13 protein-coding genes are annotated in these 15,502 nt (G+C 71.3%); 7 read left to right on the top strand and 6 right to left on the bottom strand.

Going from position 1 to position 15,502, the window contains the following annotated elements:
• Positions 1–156: 156 nt before the first annotated feature.
• Positions 157–561 (top strand): hypothetical protein, encoded by a 405-nt coding sequence (locus F6X68_RS20900; RefSeq protein WP_151455875.1) that lies wholly within the window; start codon positions 157–159, stop codon positions 559–561.
• A gap of 69 nt (positions 562–630) precedes the next feature.
• On the opposite strand, the gene F6X68_RS20895 is transcribed toward F6X68_RS20900, so the two are convergent.
• Positions 631–1,596 (bottom strand): sporulation protein, encoded by a 966-nt coding sequence (locus F6X68_RS20895; RefSeq protein ID WP_151455874.1) that lies wholly within the window; start codon positions 1,594–1,596, stop codon positions 631–633.
• 329 nt (positions 1,597–1,925) lie between these two features.
• Here F6X68_RS20895 and F6X68_RS20890 point away from each other — a divergent pair, with 329 nt between their 5' ends.
• On the top strand, positions 1,926–2,360 hold the full coding sequence (locus tag F6X68_RS20890) for a pyridoxamine 5'-phosphate oxidase family protein (RefSeq protein ID WP_225852333.1): 435 nt from the start codon (positions 1,926–1,928) through the stop codon (positions 2,358–2,360).
• A 114-nt stretch (positions 2,361–2,474) separates the two neighbouring features.
• Here the strand turns inward: F6X68_RS20890 and F6X68_RS20885 are convergent, their stop codons facing one another.
• Positions 2,475–3,080: a TetR/AcrR family transcriptional regulator gene (locus tag F6X68_RS20885; RefSeq protein WP_151455873.1), complete on the bottom strand. Its 606-nt coding sequence runs from the start codon at positions 3,078–3,080 to the stop codon at positions 2,475–2,477.
• 100 nt (positions 3,081–3,180) lie between these two features.
• Between F6X68_RS20885 and F6X68_RS20880 the strand changes: the two genes are divergently transcribed.
• Complete coding sequence (locus tag F6X68_RS20880; RefSeq protein WP_151455872.1) at positions 3,181–4,347, top strand: FAD-dependent oxidoreductase; 1,167 nt, start codon at positions 3,181–3,183, stop codon at positions 4,345–4,347.
• A gap of 17 nt (positions 4,348–4,364) precedes the next feature.
• Here the strand turns inward: F6X68_RS20880 and F6X68_RS20875 are convergent, their stop codons facing one another.
• Complete coding sequence (locus tag F6X68_RS20875; RefSeq protein ID WP_151455871.1) at positions 4,365–5,141, bottom strand: DeoR/GlpR family DNA-binding transcription regulator; 777 nt, start codon at positions 5,139–5,141, stop codon at positions 4,365–4,367.
• Positions 5,142–5,163: 22 nt separating this feature from the next.
• Positions 5,164–7,185 carry a beta-galactosidase gene (locus F6X68_RS20870; RefSeq protein WP_151455870.1) on the bottom strand — a complete coding sequence of 674 codons (2,022 nt, stop codon included), beginning with the start codon at positions 7,183–7,185 and terminating at the stop codon, positions 5,164–5,166.
• A 271-nt stretch (positions 7,186–7,456) separates the two neighbouring features.
• Here F6X68_RS20870 and F6X68_RS20865 point away from each other — a divergent pair, with 271 nt between their 5' ends.
• The 4 genes from F6X68_RS20865 to F6X68_RS20850 are packed head-to-tail and all read left to right on the top strand — an operon-like array spanning position 7,457 to position 12,806.
• On the top strand, positions 7,457–8,782 hold the full coding sequence (locus tag F6X68_RS20865; protein WP_151455869.1) for an ABC transporter substrate-binding protein: 1,326 nt from the start codon (positions 7,457–7,459) through the stop codon (positions 8,780–8,782).
• A gap of 21 nt (positions 8,783–8,803) precedes the next feature.
• Entirely contained in the window at positions 8,804–9,760 is a 957-nt protein-coding gene (locus F6X68_RS20860; RefSeq protein WP_151455868.1) for a carbohydrate ABC transporter permease, read from the top strand.
• Positions 9,757–10,668 carry a carbohydrate ABC transporter permease gene (locus F6X68_RS20855; RefSeq protein ID WP_151455867.1) on the top strand — a complete coding sequence of 304 codons (912 nt, stop codon included), beginning with the start codon at positions 9,757–9,759 and terminating at the stop codon, positions 10,666–10,668. Before F6X68_RS20860 ends, F6X68_RS20855 begins: the two co-directional genes overlap by 4 nt.
• Positions 10,665–12,806 carry an alpha-galactosidase gene (locus F6X68_RS20850; RefSeq protein WP_151455866.1) on the top strand — a complete coding sequence of 714 codons (2,142 nt, stop codon included), beginning with the start codon at positions 10,665–10,667 and terminating at the stop codon, positions 12,804–12,806. Before F6X68_RS20855 ends, F6X68_RS20850 begins: the two co-directional genes overlap by 4 nt.
• A gap of 90 nt (positions 12,807–12,896) precedes the next feature.
• Here the strand turns inward: F6X68_RS20850 and F6X68_RS20845 are convergent, their stop codons facing one another.
• Both F6X68_RS20845 and F6X68_RS20840 read right to left on the bottom strand, forming a co-directional pair.
• Positions 12,897–14,684: a trypsin-like serine protease gene (locus F6X68_RS20845; RefSeq protein WP_192581479.1), complete on the bottom strand. Its 1,788-nt coding sequence runs from the start codon at positions 14,682–14,684 to the stop codon at positions 12,897–12,899.
• Between the two features lie 493 nt (positions 14,685–15,177).
• On the bottom strand, positions 15,178–15,502 hold a 325-nt coding region (locus tag F6X68_RS20840), incomplete at its 5' end, for a cellulose binding domain-containing protein (RefSeq protein ID WP_192581478.1).

Here is a 15,502-nt window from a genome sequence, read left to right as displayed (position 1 = left end):
GGAGCAGGTATCCGGGGTGCCGGGGGTGTTACTGCCCCCGGCAGGTCGGGTAGACGGCGGGTGCCCCCGCCATGCACGCGAACCGTGCCGTGGCCGACACGCGGTAGCGGGGCGAGGGAACGCAGGTACGACTCATCGCATCCTGAGGAGGACAAGATGAGCACGCAGGCTGCTTCCACCAGGCCGATGAACCGGCCGACGCAGGACGCGCCCAACCGGGCGATGCAGGACCGGGCCATGCAGGACCGGGCCATGCAGGAGACGCCCACCCGCCCGATGCCGATGATGCATGACGGGCACCGGGAGGCCATGCAGGCACCCGGCACGGAGACCAAGCCGTCGCTGCGTACGACCGAGTTCTGGGTCTACATCGCGGCCGTGATCGGCGTGCTGGCCGCCTCGCAGCTGGTCGGCCAGAACTCGACCGGCGTGGACATCTTCCGGGCCGACAACGCCTGGTTCATGATCACGCTGCTGACCATCGGTTACCTGGGTAGCCGCGGTCTGGCCAAGGCCGGCAGCAACTGGCGCAGTGGCGAGGAGCGCAAGGCCCGGCACTGACCGGGCGACGCACCACGGCAACGGTGGCCCTCGGGACTACGGTCCCGGGGGCCACCGTCGTGAGTGGTCCTACTCCTCGAAGCCGCCGAAGTCCTCGCCGTCGCCCTCGAAGGCGTCGCCGATCATGTCTCCGACGATCATTCCCCCGACGGCTCCCATCGCGGCACCGGCGACGACGCCACCCATGCCGACGCCTCGGCCGTGACCGTGCCCGTGCTTGTGACCGTGGCCGCCGAAGCCGTGGGCGCCGCGCAGGCTGCCGTAGCGGGAGGTGGTCTCCCGGAGCCAGCCGTCGACGACCTGGACCCAGTCCGTCTTGTCGGCGTCGGCGTGCGAGAGCCGGTAGTGGCCGAAGGCGTCGTGCCCGGGGGTCAGGAACCCGCCGCGCTTGTCGCACTCCAGGATGACCTCGACGCCGTGCGGGCTGGTCACGAAGGTCAGCTCGACCTCGTTGATGGTGCTCGCGTACTGGGGCGAGGCGAAGAACTCGATCTCCTGGTAGAACGGCAGCGTCTGCTGCGTGCCACGGATGTGACCGCGTTCCAGGTCGGCGTGCTTGAACCGGAAGCCGAGCCGCTGGAACGCCTCCAGGATCCGCTCGTGCACCGGCAGCGGGTGCACGTTGACCTGGTCCAGGTCGCCCTTGTCGACCGCCCGGGCGATGGCCAGCTCGGTGCGCAGCCCCATCGTCATGCCGCGCAGCCGCTGGCCGTAGACGTCGGTGATCGGCGTCTCCCACGGGACCGGGAGCTGGAACGGCAGGGAGAGCTGCTGCTTCGGGGCGAGCTGGAACGCGCCGCTGACCGGCAGCCGGTGGAACTCCATCACGCCGGCGTACTCGGTGTCACCGCCCTCGATCTCGACCCGGGTGACCAGGCTGACGACGACCTGCTCGACGTTGGCCGGGGCGTCCCCGCCCTGCAGGTTGACCTGCCCCTCGAGGGTCAGACCGGGGCGGGTGTTCGGGTTGGTCAGGACGGTGTCGACGCTCGGCCCGCCCACTCCGAACGCGCTCAACATCTTCTTGAAGACCATCGGAACTCCCGTGCAAAGACACCGCACTCCACCCTGGAGCCGGTCGCTGACTCGTCGGGACACTACGCGGAAGCGCTGTGAAGTGCCTGTGAGAGTGCACCACGACGGCGCAGACCGCAGGTGGACCGGCATCCCCGCGAGCCTCCCGGTGATCAGGACGCCATGGACCCTAAAACGGCGGGATAACGTCCATGGCGTCCTGATCACCATTGGACGGACCGTGGGCGGCGGTGCGGCACCACAGCCGTGCCACGAGACGCCGTCGGGGTCAGGCACCTTTCGGGCATGCGGCAGATCTGGGCAGGGGGTTGGGCGTGGAGGTTTCGGGCGTGGGGGCGAGCATCGGGCGTACGGGTCTGCCTGAGCCGCAGGCAGCGGTCCCACCGGAGGTCGCGGCTCGCCTGGCCCGGGAGTTGAGAGTCTGGCTGTGCACCCTGCGCCGCGACGGTTCGCCGCACGTGACGCCGGTCTGGTTCGTCTACGTCGATGACACGTGGTGGATCGGTTGCGGGGGCGAGAGCGTCAAGGCCCGCAACGTGGCGGCCGATCCACGGGTGTCGCTGGCCCTGGAGGGCGGGGAAGCCCCCGTCGTGGCCGAGGGTCTCGCCCGGGTGCCCCGAACCGACTTCCCGGACCCGATCGTCAAGGCTTTCGCGACCAAGTACGGAGGGTGGGACATCCGCGAGCCGGTCGCCCCGGAGAGCTTCCGGGTGTTGCTGGAGATCCCCGTACGACGCTGGTTGCTCGCGGGCGTGGCCCGTTGATTCGGCTCCCCGGGAAGCGGAGCGCGTCGCGCTGATGTCGTAGACGGCTCAGCTCGACAGCGCCGAGCCGTCTGGTAGCCCGCGCATCCGCAGGAGCGGGACGGTCAGTGCGGATCACGCCTTCGGGGCGGCGATCGCGGGAAGGTCTCCGGTGAGTGCGGCCACTGCCCGCTGGATTCGAAGCGGGGCCGCTGGATCGGTGCCGCCCATGAGGGCGACGTGGTGCAGTACGCCGACCACCGCCAGGGCCAGCGCCTCCACGTCGGCGCCGACGGCCACCCGTCCGAGTTGCCGCTCGGCGGCCAGGTAGCCGGCGACGGCACGCTCGACCGCCTGCAGGCCGGCGGTCCCACCGCCCAGCACCGTCTCGACCTGTGTCACCAGGTCGGGCCGGAAGGCCATCAGCCGGGCCAGTGCCAGCAGCGTCTCCATCGGCGTAGCCAGGATGGCCTGGTTGAGGTTGCCGGCGACCGTGCCGGACCCGGCGCGCTCCGGGAGGCCGGCCACCTCGCCGGAGACCACGAAGGACCGGTCGATCCAGTACCCGGCCAGGAAGTCGTCGAAGTTCGCGAAGTGCGCGTAGAGCAGCCCGGTGGCCACGCCGGCCTCGCGCGTCACGGCCCTGCCGGTGAGCCGGCTCGGTCCGTCTCGCACGATCAGCCGCTCGACGGCGGCGAAGAGCTGCTGCCGAATCTCCGGGATGGCTACTCCACGCGGCATGTCCGAAGTCTAGGCGGTGCCGCCGTCCCTCGTTGCGCCCGGTATGAACAGTCGCTCATACTAGTTTGAGCGAACGCTCATTCTGACTCGGGAGTGCTGGATGAAACGTGCAGTGATCGTGGGAGCGGGCATAGCCGGGCTGGCCACCGCGCTGCGACTCGGACGCGACGGATGGCACACGGTCGTGGTGGAACGCGCCCCCGCCCGACGCAGCAGCGGCTACATGGTCAATCTGATAGGCCCGGGCTACGACGCCGCCGAGCGCCTCGGCCTGCTCACCGCGCTGTCCGCGTATGACCTGGGTCTGTTCACCACCGTGCTCGTCCGCGCCGACGGACGGCCCAAGTTCACGGTGCCGTCCAGCCTCGCCGAGGCCGCCCTCGGCAACCGGGCCGTGTCGGTGTTCCGCGGCGACCTGGAGTCGACGCTGTACGAGGCGGTGCGCGACCGCGCCGACATCCGCTTCGGCACCACCGTCACGTCTCTGGACCAGGACACCGAGCGGGTGCGGGTGGTGCTGAGCGACGGCACCACGGAACACGCCGACCTGCTCATCGGCGCCGACGGGGTGCACTCCGCCACGCGGACGGCCGCGTTCGGCTCCGGCTTCCAGGTCGATCTGCCGTACGTCGTGGGCGCCTTTCCCCTGGCCCACCCGGTGGTGGGCGTGCCGGATTCCTCAGCCACCACGTTCATCGGCCCGGGACGCACGGCGGCGATCGTCAACCTGGGCCCGCGGCGATCGTCGGCGTTCTTCACGTACCGCAGCGCGGACCCGGCCGCCGACCTGCGGCGCGGCGCGGTGGAGGCGCTCGACGCGGCGTTCGGGGATCTCGGCGGGGGTGTCCCCGACGCGATCCGCCACCTCGGGAAGGACCCGGCCGGCGCCTACTTCGACGCGATCAGCCAGGTGGTGATGCCACGCTGGAGCACCGGCCGGATCGTGCTGCTCGGGGACGCGGCCTGGTGCGTCACGCTCTTCGCCGGGCACGGGGCGACCCTCGCGCTCGCCGGCGCGGACCAGCTCGGCGCCGCCCTGCAACGGCACGACGACGTGCCGGCGGCACTGACCGAGTGGGAGGCGGGACTGCGCCCGGAAGCCATGAAACGGCAGGCGCTCGCCCGTCGAGGAATGCTCCAGTACGCGCCGCCGAGCCGGTTCCACGTGTGGATGGGCGACGTGACCATCCGGGCGATGACCCTCCCGGGTGTGCGCGGTCTCGTCCGGCGCGGCATCGAGCGCGCGAACCGCAAGGCCGTGCCGTGACCACGAGCTCGGGCCGGTCAGTCGATTCCGACGACGATCAGCTCGCCCACCTGGCCCGCTAGCTGGTCGCGCGCCTCCTCGGGCAGCCCGGCGTCGGTGACGAGCACGTCGGCCTCGGAGAGCGGGGCGATGGTGGCCATTCCGATCGTCTCCCACTTGGTGTGGTCGGCCAGCACCACCAGGCGCCGGGCCGCGCCGACCAGGCACCGGTCGGTGCCCGCCTCCAGCAGGTTCGGCGTGGTGAATCCGGTGCGCGGGCTCATCCCGTGCACGCCGAGGAAGAGCACGTCGACGTTGAGGGCGCTGATCGCCGCCTCGGCCACCGGCCCGGTCAGGGCGTCCGACGGGGTACGGATCCCGCCGGTCAGCACGACCGTCTGGTCGGCGCCCGGGTGCTGGTGCAGGGCCTCGGAGACGGGGATGGAGTTGGTCACCACGGTCAGGCCGCGTACGTCGGCCAGCAGGGTGGCCAGCGCGGCGGTCGTGGTGCCGGCGGAGAGCGCGACGGCCATGCCGGGCTCGACCAGGGCGGCGGCCCGTTCGGCGATGGCCCGCTTCTCAACCCGCTGCCGCAGCGACTTCGCGGCGAAGCCGGGCTCGTCGCCGGGTCCGGGGCCGACCAGGGTCGCGCCGCCGTGGACCTTGTCAACCAGCCCCCGCTCGGCCAGCACCTCCAGGTCGCGCCGGATCGTCATGTCCGAGACGCCGAATCGGCTCACCAACTGGCTGACCCGCACGCCGCCGCGCTGCCGGATCATCTCGAGGATCGCGGCCTGTCGCTGTCGGGCCAGCATCCGGAGGACCTCCTTCGCGCCGTCACGCCGCGGACGAGCGGGCCGCCGCGGCGGCGGTCGGCGCCTCGCGGATGACGGCCACCTCGCCGGCCGGCACGACCAGGTCACCGGCGCAGGTCGTGCCGGTCAGCAGTTCCACACCGGTGGCGTCGAGCCGGGCGTCGGCGTCGGTGTGGTTGATGACGAAGAGCCAGGTGCGGTCGCCGGCGCGCCGCCGGACCACCTCCACCTCGGCGGGCACCCGCGCCGCCGGGCGTACCCCCGACTCGGCCACCAGCCGGGCCACCAGCCGGTCCGTCGCCGCCACGTCCAGCCGGGTGCCGACGTACCAGGCCGCGCCCGCGCCGACCGGGTGCCGGGTCAGCGCCGGCACGCCCGGCAGGGGCCCGTCGGCGTACGCGGCGAGCACCTGCGCGCCCTCGGGATGCAGCCACTCCGTCCACACGTCGGCGCCCGAGCCGTCGTCGAGGGTGACCCGCTCCCCCGCCCGCAGCGGGAAGAACTCCTCGACGCGGACGCCCAGCAGTTCCCGGAACGCCCCCGGGTAGCCGCCGAGGCGGATGTGGTCGTGCTCGTCGACGATGCCGCTGAAGTACGTGACCAGGGCGGTTCCGCCGGCCTCGACGTACGCGCGCAGCGCCGCGGCGTGCGCGTCGCGCACCAGGTAGAGGGTGGGCGCCAGCACCAGCCGGTAGCGGGACAGGTCGGTGGCCGGGTGCACGACGTCGGCGGTGATCCCGGCCCGCCACAGCGCGTCGTGCAGCGCGCCGAGGCGGTCGGCGTACGTGACATCGACGGTGGGGTGCGAGTCGAGCTCGGCACCCCACCACGCCTCGTAGTCGAACAGGATCGCCACCTCGGCGTCGACCCGGCTGCCGCGTACCTCGGCGAGGGCCCGCAGGTCCGCGCCGAGCCGGCACACCTCGCGGAACACCTTGGTCTCCGGGCCGGCGTGCGGCAGCAGCGCGGAGTGGAACTTCTCCGCCCCGGCGCGGGAGGCCCGCCACTGGAAGAAGAGGACCCCGTCCGCGCCGCGCGCCACGTGCGCCAGGCTGTTGCGGCGCAACTGGCCGGGGGCCTTGGCGACGTTGCGCGGCTGCCAGTTGACGGCGCTGGTGGAGTGCTCCATCAGCAGCCACGGGTCGCCGCCGGCGACGCCCCGGGTGTGGTCGGCCGCGAGGGCGAGCCCGACGTGGGCGCGCGGTTCGGCGGCGGTGAGGTAGTGGTCGTTGGCGACGACGTCCACGTCGGACGCCCAGGAGTGGTAGTCGAGGTACTTGATGCCGGTGCCGATCATGAAGTTCGTGGTGACCGGCTGGCGGACCAGGCGCGTGAGCACCTCGCGCTCGGCGCGCAGTTGGGCGCGCTGCTCGTCGGAGGAGAAGCGCAGGAAGTCGAGTTGCTGGGTGGGATTGGCGAAGGTCGGCGCCGTGCGCGGCGGGTTGATCTCGGCCCAGTCGCCGTAGCGCTGGCTCCAGAAGGCGGTGCCCCAGGCGTGGTTGAGCCCGTCCAGGTCGCCGTAGCGCTCGCGCAGCCAGCGGCGGAACGCCTCGGCGCTGACGTCGCAGTAGCAGTGCACGTTGTGGCAGCCCAGCTCGTTGGAGACGTGCCACATGACCACGGCGGGGTGGTCGGCGTACCGGGTGGCGAGGGCCTCCACCAGAGCCAGCGACCGCTCGCGGAACACGGGCGAGCTGGGGCAGTACGCCTGCCGGCCGCCCGGCCAGAGGATCGCGCCGTCGGCGCGCCGGGGCAGCGTCTCCGGGTGCCGGTGGGCCAGCCACGGGGGCGGGCTGGCGGTGGCGGTGGCCAGGTCGACCGAGATCCCGCCGCCGTGCAGCACGTCGATCGCCCGGTCCAGCCAGCCGAACTCGTACGCGCCGGGGGCGGGCTCCAGCAGCGCCCAGGAGAAGATCCCCACCGACACCAGGTTGACCCCGGCCCGGCGCATCAGCGCGACGTCCTCGGCCCAGGTGGACTCGGGCCACTGCTCGGGGTTGTAGTCGGCACCGAACCAGATGTCGTCACCCTGCCATCGCCGCATGAATGCAGAGCGTGCCCGGCCGAGACGGCCAAGTCAACACGTTCCAACATCGATCATCTTTACAACGTTTACCTCTCAACGGCCTTGTCGTGACGGGGTTGTCGGGAGATTGCCGCCCCCTTGACACCGCCCGGAGGACGAGTAGCTTGAGGCGCCACCGGCAATTCGTGTTCGCCAATGTGGATTCGCGATGGATCCGGGTGTGTGTTCACGATTGCCGGGACACCGCCACCGACGGCCCTCGGGCACCTCTTCATCCGCAGGAGGCACCATGTCCCGTCCCCGCACCCGAGCCGAGTACCTCGCCCGGCTCGTACCCCCCTCAGTGGCCGGCCTCAACCGTCGTTCGCTGCTGGCCGGCGCGGCCGGCACCACCGCGCTGCTCGGCACGGGCCTGCTCGCCGGCTGCGGTTCCGACTCCGGCGGCTCCGACGCCAAGACGGTGTCGCTGGGTTCCAACCAGTCCGACCCGAAGCCCAAGGAGGTGATCGCGAAGGTCATGGACGGCTTCCGGACCTCGTCCGGCCTCGAGGTCGCCGTCAACACCGTCGACCACAACACGTTCCAGGAGAACATCAACAACTATCTCCAGGGCAAGCCGGACGACGTGTTCATGTGGTTCGCCGGCTACCGGATGCGCTTCTTCGCCGCCCGGGGCCTCGCCGGTGACCTCAGCGACGTCTGGGGCAAGCTCTCCGGGATGTCCGACGCGTTCCGCAAGGCGTCGACCGGCGACGACGGCAAGCAGTACTTCGTGCCGTCGTCGTACTACCCGTGGGCCGTCTTCTACCGCAAGTCGGTCTGGCAGCAGAACGGCTACCAGGTGCCGAAGACCCTCGACGACCTGACCGCGCTCGCCGGGGAGATGAAGAAGGACGGGCTCACCCCGATCGCCTTCGCCGACAAGGACGGCTGGCCGGCGATGGGCACCTTCGACATCCTCAACCTGCGGATCAACGGCTACCAGTTCCACATCGACCTGATGGCCGGCAAGGAGTCCTGGACCTCCGACAAGGTGAAGAAGGTCTTCGACACCTGGCGCGGCCTGCTGCCCCTGCACCAGCCCGACAGCCTCGGCCGGACCTGGCAGGAGGCCGCCCAGTCGTTGCAGCAGAAGAAGAGCGGCATGTACCTGCTCGGCCTCTTCGTCGGCCAGCAGTTCGACGGCGCCGACCTGGCCGACCTCGACTTCTTCACCTTCCCCGAGATCGACCCGGCGATCGGCGCCAAGGCCCTGGACGCGCCCATCGACGGCTACATGATGGCCCGCAAGCCGAAGCAGGAAGCCAACGCCAGGAAGCTGCTGGAGTACGTCGGCTCGAAGGCGGCCGCGGACATCACCGTCAAGAGCGACCCGAGCACGCTGGTCGCCAACAGCGAGGCCGACACCAGCGGCTACAGCGCCCTGCAGAAGAAGGCCGCCGAGCTGGTCGGCTCGGCCACCGAGATCGCCCAGTTCCTGGACCGCGACACCCGCCCGGACTTCGCCTCCACGGTGATCATCCCGGCGCTCCAGCAGTTCATCAAGGACCCGAAGGACATCGACGGGCTGACGTCGAGCATCGAGAACCAGAAGAAGTCGATCTTCACCGACTGACGGCGAGAGGGTGAGGGCACCGTGTCCGACCTGCCCCTGATCCAAGCGGATCGCGCCGCGCCGCCGCCGGCCGCGGCCACCTCCACGGGTGGTCGCCGCCGGCGCGTACGGCTGCTGTCCCGCACCGACCGCGTGGTCGTCGCGCTCATGGTGGCCGTACCGCTGATGCTCGTCGTCGGCCTGGTCTGGCTGCCGGCGGGCGCCACCGTGCTGCTCTCCGGCACCGACTGGGACGGCATCGGCCCGGTCTCCGAGATCGAGTGGGTCGGCGGCCGCAACTACGCCGACGTGGTCCAGAACTACCCGCCGTTCGTGCCGGCCGTGCAGAACAACATGCTCTGGCTGGCGGCGCTGTTCGTGGTGGCCACCCCGTTCGGCATGTTCCTGGCCGTCCTGCTCGACAAGGAGCTGCGCGGCACCCGCTTCTACCAGACCGCGCTCTACCTGCCGGTGGTGCTCTCCCTGGCGCTGATCGGCTTCGTCTGGCAGCTGCTCTACTCCCGCGACCAGGGCCTGGTCAACGCCGTCCTCGGCACCGACGTCGACTGGTACGGCGACCCGGACGTCAACATCTGGGCCGTGCTGGTGGCGGCCGGCTGGCGGCACGTCGGCTACATCATGCTGCTCTACCTGGCCGGGCTGAAGGGCGTCGACCCGTCGCTGCGTGAGGCCGCCGCCGTGGACGGCGCGTCGGAGGGCCGGACGTTCTTCAAGGTGATCTTTCCGGTCCTGCGGCCCATCAACATCATCGTGCTGGTGGTGACGGTGATCGAGTCGCTGCGCGCGTTCGACCTGGTCTGGGTCATCAACAAGGGCCGCAACGGCCTGGAACTGATCTCGGCGCTGGTCACCCAGAACGTGGTCGGCGAAGCGAGCCGCATCGGCTTCGGCTCGGCGCTGGCCACCATCATGCTCGTCGTCTCGCTGGTCTTCATCACCGTCTACCTGGCGACCGTGCTGCGGGAGGGACGCCGATGAGCACCGCGACCGTGCCCCGGGAGGACCGGACCGCCCCCGCGACCGAACGCCGCCCGCCGCCGCGCCCGGCCCGGGTGGTGCTGCACGTGTTCCTCGCGGCGGTGGCGATCGGTTGGCTCTTCCCGATCCTCTGGGCCGTGCTGACCTCGCTGCGCTCCTACGAGTACACGGCCACCAACGGCTACGTCTCGCTCGGCGGGTGGACCCTCGACAACTACGTCACCGCCTGGCGGACCGCCGAGTTCGGCAAGCACTTCCTCAACTCCGTCTACATCACCGTGCCGGCGGTGCTGCTGACCCTCTTCCTCGCCTCGTGCGTGGCGTTCGTCATCGCCCGGTTCAGCTGGAAGACCAACATCGTCCTGCTCGGCCTGTTCACCGCGGCGAACCTGCTGCCCCAGCAGGCCCTGCTCATCCCGCTGTTCCGGCTCTTCACGCAGGTGCCGCTGCCGGCGTTCATGAGCGACTCGGAGCTGCTCTACGACAGCTACTGGGGGCTGATCCTGGTCAACGTCGCCTTCCAGTGCGGCTTCTGCGTCTTCGTGCTCAGCAACTACATGAAGGCGCTGCCGCGCGACCTCTACGAGGCGGCGATGGTCGACGGGGCGAGCGTCTGGCGGCAGTACTGGCAGGTGACCATGCCGCTGTGCCGGCCGGCTTTGGCCGCGCTGGCCACCCTGGAGGTGACCTGGATCTACAACGAGTTCTTCTGGGCTACCGTGCTGATGCGCACGGGCGACAAGTTCCCGGTGACGAGTTCGCTCAACAACCTGCGCGGTGAGTTCTTCACCGACAACAACCTGGTCTCGGCCGGTTCGGTGCTGGTCGCGATCCCGACCCTGGTGATCTTCTTCCTCCTGCAGAGGCAGTTCGTCCGGGGCCTGACCCTGGGGGCTTCAAAGGGATGACCATCGTCCACCTACGCCGTGCCCGGACCAGCCTGGTGCTCGACGTGCGGGGCCCGGGGCTGCCCCGGGTCGCGCACTGGGGGGCCGACCTCGGCCCCGTCCCCGACGGCGACCTGCCCGCCCTGGTCGACGCCACCGTCGCGCCGGTCGTACGCAGCAGCTTCGACGCGCCGACGGTGCTGTCCCTGCTGCCCGAGGCGTCCGCCGGCTGGGGCGGCCGGCCGGCGCTCGCCGGGCACCGTGAGCGCCGGGACTGGTCCACCGTTTTCCGGCTGACCGGTCTCGACGTCGCCGACGACGGCACCGGCTCCGCCCGGGTCACCGTCCGGGCGTCCGACGGCGGGGCCGGGCTGTCGCTGACCGTCGAGATCGCGCTCGACCCGACCGGCCTGGTGCTGCTGCGGCACCGGCTGCGCAACGACGGCGACACGGCGTACGAGCTGCGGGAGCTGACGCCGGTGCTGCCGGTGCCGGCGGTCGCCACCGAACTGCTCGACCTGACCGGCCGGTGGTGCCGGGAGCGGTCCCCGCAGCGGCACCCGTGGCCGATGGGCGCCTGGGTGCGCGAGGGCCGGCACGGCCGTACCGGGCACGACGCCACCCTGCTGCTGGTCGCCGGCACGGCGGGTTTCGGCTTCGGCCACGGCGAGGTGTGGGCGGTGCACACCGCGTGGAGCGGTGACCACGTGACCGTCGCCGAGCGGCGGCCGACGGGCGAGTCCACCCTCGGCGGCGGCGAACTGCTCACCCCCGGCGAGGTGCTGCTCGACCCCGGCGGGGAGTACGCCACCCCGCTGCTGTACGCGGTCTTCTCCGCCGACGGGCTGGACGGGCTCAGCGACGTCCTGCACACCCACCTGCGCGCCCGCCCGCAGCACCCGGCCACGCCCCGCCCGGTCACCCTCAACGTCTGGGAGGCCGTCTACTTCGACCACGACCTGGACCGGCTCCGCACGCTGGCCGACCAGGCGGCCGAGGTCGGGGTGGAACGCTTCGTGCTCGACGACGGCTGGTTCCGGGGCCGCCGCCACGACCGCGCCGGCCTCGGCGACTGGTACGTCGACGACACCGTCTGGCCGGACGGCCTGCACCCGCTCATCGACCACGTACGCGGGCACGGGATGCAGTTCGGGCTCTGGGTGGAACCGGAGATGGTCAACCCCGACTCCGAGGTGTTCCGGGCCCACCCGGAGTGGGTGCTGTCGGCACCGGGCCGGCTGCCGCCCGCCTGGCGCCACCAGCAGGTGCTCGACCTGGCCCAGCCGCCGGCGTACACCTACCTGCTGGAGCGGCTGGACGCGCTGCTCACCGCGTACCCCGGCATCGACTACCTCAAGTGGGACCACAACCGGGACCTGACCGAGGCGGGGCACCAGGGCCGCCCCGGGGTGCGCGAGCAGACCCTCGCGGTCTACCGCCTCCTCGACGAGCTGCGCCGCCGCCACCCGGGGGTGGAGATCGAGAGCTGCGCGTCCGGCGGCGCCCGGGTGGACCTGGAGATCCTGCGACGGACCGACCGGGTGTGGGCCAGCGACTGCAACGACGCCCTGGAGCGGCTGGCCATCCAGCGCTGGACGGGGCTGCTGCTCCCGCCCGAGCTGGTCGGCAGCCACATCGGGCCGGAGCGCTCGCACACCACCCACCGCGTGCACGACCTGGGTTTCCGGGCGGCGACGGCGCTCTTCGGCCACCACGGCATCGAGTGGGACATCGGCGCGATCGACGCGGCACAGCGCGGCGAACTGGCCGCCTGGGTCGCGCTGCACAAGCGGCTCCGCCCGCTGCTGCACGCCGGCCGGGTGGTCCGGGTCGACCACCCGGACCCGGCCGTCTGGGCGCACGGCGTCATCGCCCACGACGGTTCCCACGCGGTGTACGCCGTGGCGCAGCTGGCCACCTCGGTGACCCAGGTGCCCGGGCCGGTCCGACTCCCCGGTCTCGACCCCCGCCGGCGGTACGCGGTGCGGCCCGTCGCGGGCGTGCCCGAGCCCGCCACCCTCCAGCGGGCCGCCCCGGGTTGGCTGGCGAGTGGCCGTGGGGTGACGCTCGGCGGCGCGGTGCTGGCGGCGGTCGGGCTCCAACTGCCGGCGCTGCATCCCGAGCAGACCCTGCTGCTGGAGGTCACCGCCGCCGACTGAGCCGCTTCGCGGGCAGCGGTTGTCGTGCACGCCAACGGACGGTGTCCCCCTGCGCAGTGAGGCGCAGGGGGACACCTCAGGCAGAGAGGGTCACTGGCCGTGCAACCTCATGCTCGGCCACCAGCCGTACTCTGCGGGTCCCACGGTCCACGACTGCACCGGCGGGTTGAAGCCGCCGTCGGTCTTCGCGGTGAACGTGTGCAACCCGATGCCGTCGCTGGGGTACTGGTAGAGGACGGCGAGGTCGTCGCGTTTGTCGCCGTTGTAGTCGCCGGAGACAATCTTGATCCTGGCGAACTGGCCGAAGATGGTCGACGTCCAGGAGGCCAGCGGCGCCTCGAAGTTGCCGTCCGCCTTGGCGATCCAGGTGAACAGGCGCAGGCCGTTGTCGTTGAGCAGGACGGCGACGTCGTCGCGGCCGTCCCCGTTGAAGTCGCCGTCCACGACCTTCATCGAGGTGAGCGACGTGAACGGTGCGCTGTTCGGGGTCGACCAGGAGGTGTAACCGGTGCCGAACGTGCCGTCAGCCTTGCCCGGCCAGGTGATCAGCGCCATGGCCGTGCTGTTGTTGTACCGGTAGAAGAGGCTCGCGTCGTCCCGGCCGTCGCCGTTGACGTCCCCGGCGAAGACCGAGGTGGTCGTCCAGCTACCGAAGTTGGGCGCCTTCCACACCTCGACCGGTTCTTCGAAGCCCCCGTCCGGTCGGGCGATCCAGTTGAACCATCCCTCGTCGCCGTTGGCGTATCCGTAGAAGGCGGTCAGGTCGGTCCGGCCGTCGCCGTTGAAGTCACCGGAGGCCATCTTCATGTTTTCCATGTGGCCGAAGTTGTCGTCCGTCCAGGACCTGATCGGCGCGCTGTACTTGCCGTCCGGTCGGGTGATGAACGTATCCAGGTAGAAGTTGCCCCCGGCGCGCTTCGACATGACGGCGACGTCCCTGACGCCGTCGCCGTCGAAGTCGTCGTTGAAGACCTTGACCTGTTCCTTGTAGGCCCCGTTGCCGCCCGACCACTCGCCGAGCGGCGCGGTGAACGCGCCGGTGGAGGTCGCGGGGAACGTCTGCGGCGCGCCGTCGCCGGTGGCGTACACGTAGAGGAAGTTGATGTCCTCGTACTGGTCGAGCGCCGGGCCCTGCGGGATGTTCGCGGTCAGCCAGGAACCGAGGTCGTCGACGCGGGTCTCCACCGCCTCGCGGCGCGTCTCGGTCTCGGCCAGGCACCCGCCCTGCCAGGACGTGTGGTGCAGGGCCACGAGCTGCGGCTGGCCGTTGACCATGCGGACGGTCGGCCCGCCGAGGTCACCGCGGCAGATGGCGGCCTGCCCGCTGCCCAGGATCGCCAGCGTGCCGGCGTTCACGCCCTGCACGGCGAAGGTGCCGGTGTGCAGCTGGTCCGGCACCCAGGTGGTGGCGGTGCGACCGAAGCCGGCCACGGTGAGCTGCTCGCCCACGGTGGGGGCGGCGCCCAGCGGCACCGGAGCCGCGTCGACCCGCGCGGCGAGCCGGACGAGCACCACGTCACGGTTGGGGTGCGGCACGATCCGGAAGACCGGAACGACCGCGCCGCTCGACGCGGTGAGGTCGGAGCGGCCCACGGTCACGGTGGCCGGCTTCGCGGGCGTGCCGGCGACGACCGGCTGGCCGTCGACGCTGAAGCAGCTCTTGGCGGTCAGCACCCACCACGGGTCGACCAGCGCGCCGCTACAGGCCTTGAGGCCTGGCCCCACCTCGATCTTCGCGGCGAACGCGAAGGAGCCGTCGCTGACGGCGGCACCTCCGGTGACGGCCTGGGCCGGCGAGACGCCGATGAACCCGGCCAGCAGGGCGGTGGCGAGCAGGCCGGCAATCCGGGCTGTCCGCCGACGGTACGACGATGGCACAGACGATCCCTTCCGGATCAACTGGCGGGGGCGATGTACGACAGCGACGACGACAGGCGTCGAAGCGCGACTATGGTGTGCCGGACGACGCTCTCATGGGCGGCCGGCGCGTACAGCCAGGCGTGGCACCATGCAGACTCGTGCCCAACCGTGTGGCTGGGCACGATCGCGAACGATCATGCACGACAAGGACCCCCGTGTCCCTTGCGGACTCGCGACCACCAGAAGGCGATTGCAGGGTCACCGTAGGCATTCCCGCCTTCGGTTGCTGCCCACTCAACGGTGCGGTATCCCACATCGTCGATGTCTTGCGTCGTCTCCGATCCGCCCCTATGGTCAGCGGCCTCCCGGGGGCGGCGCATCGGGCCGGCCAGCCCCGACCCGTCCGGCGCCCTGCGACCGCCCGTGCGGCACCCCGGCTCTTCGCCGATGTCACGAGGAAGAAAGGTGGCCGGGCCCGCGCGGGGCCCGGCCACCGGTGGTACGGGGAATCTCAGCTCGCGGTGCAGGTCACCGCGGGGGTGGCGTTGGTGCCGTTCCAGCTGGCGATGAAGCCGAAGCTGGTGCTGGCGCCGGCGCCCAGCCGGCCGTTGTAGTCGGCGTTGCGGGCCGTGACGGTCGACCCGCTGCTGCTCAGGACGGTGCTCCAGGACTGGCTGACGGTCTGGCCGTTGGCGAACGTCCACTTCGTCGTCCAGCCGGTGATCGCCGCCGAGCCGGCGGTCACCTTCACCTCACCCTGGAAGCCGCCCTGCCACTGGTTGCTCACCGTGTAGGTCGCCGTGCAGCCGCCCGGCGGCGGGGTGCTCGGCGGCGGG

It is taken from the genome of Micromonospora sp. AMSO12t, assembly GCF_008806585.1.
In the GTDB taxonomy this organism is placed as follows: Bacteria; Actinomycetota; Actinomycetes; order Mycobacteriales; family Micromonosporaceae; genus Micromonospora; species Micromonospora reichwaldensis.
The sequence above is the reverse complement of the archived record's forward strand: the minus strand, read 5'-3'. Positions and strand labels throughout refer to the sequence as shown.